Origin of the sequence: Acidovorax sp. Root219 (assembly GCF_001428665.1) — a bacterium.
GTDB lineage: Bacteria > Pseudomonadota > Gammaproteobacteria > Burkholderiales > Burkholderiaceae_C > Acidovorax.
The window spans coordinates 1-994 of record NZ_LMIJ01000009.1 but is presented as its reverse complement, the minus strand read 5'-3'; the positions used below and the strand labels follow the sequence as shown (position 1 = coordinate 994).

The window sequence follows — 994 nt, the reverse complement described above, 5'->3', positions numbered from 1 at the left end:
GTGGGCAGCCAGGGCCTGCTGGCGGGCGAGCGCCTGCAGGTGGACGCACAGGGCAAGCTGGTGTCCATTGCGCTCGGTTCGCTCAGGGGCGATGCACAGCAGGTGGGCGATGCCATGGCGTTTGCCAACCTGCCGGCCAGCATCACCGTGGACGGCGCGGCCTATGCGCGCCTGGCTGGCCCGGTCACCCGCCTCTCGGGCGCGAACCTTGCCGTGGGTCTGGAGACCACCCCCTCGGGCGTGGTGCTGGTGCGCGATGGCGGGCAGGTGTTGCAACTGCTGCCCGTGCAGCCCATCACCATCGATGCGCGCCTACCCGATGGCATCACCTTCACCCCGCTGGGCCTGCTGCGCTGGGTGCGCGGCGGGGTGGTGGTGCAGTTTGCGCCCGCCGTGGCCGACCTGGCGGGCCTGGCCCAAGCCATCACGGCATTGCTGCCCGATGCGAAGACCAGGCTCGGCGCCGAAGGCGTGCTGCAGCTGCGCACCGGTGGGCAGACCTATGTGCTGCGGCCCGACTGGACCGGCGGCGGCGCCCCCGCCACCGGCACCCCGCAGATCGGCGTGGATGAACAAGGCCGCATCTACCTGCAGACAGGGCAGGGCGCGCGGCAGTGGCTGCTGCCCGCGCTGCTGAGCCCTGTGCAGGCCAGCACCATCCTGACCACGGCGCTGCCCGGCGCCACCCTGGCGGTGCAGCCATCGGCCAGCGATGGATCGATGACGCTGACGCTTGCGGGAACCCAATGGCGCCTGGTGCCGCAGTGGGTGCTGCCCGAAGGCGGTGCCGCGAGGCAGACGGCGCCCTGGACGCTGGGCGCCGATGGCGTGCTGTACTTCAAACTGGGCAACCAGGTGCAGGGCGTGCGCATCGCTGACTGACTGATCGATGAACCGACCCTAGGGGAGCGCGTGGGGCGCCGTTCCCACGCCTAGACATCATGGTCGCCGCGCCCTGGATAGGCGGCCGGTCTCCGACATCGTAGATTGCGTC

Annotated in this window: 1 protein-coding gene; it reads left to right on the top strand. The window is 70.9% G+C overall.

All coding sequences use genetic code 11. The annotated features are described in order from the left end of the window. The coding region (locus ASE28_RS32460) for a hypothetical protein (RefSeq protein ID WP_162262238.1) at positions 1-882 on the top strand (882 nt) is incomplete at its 5' end. Positions 883-994: the final 112 nt, after the last annotated feature.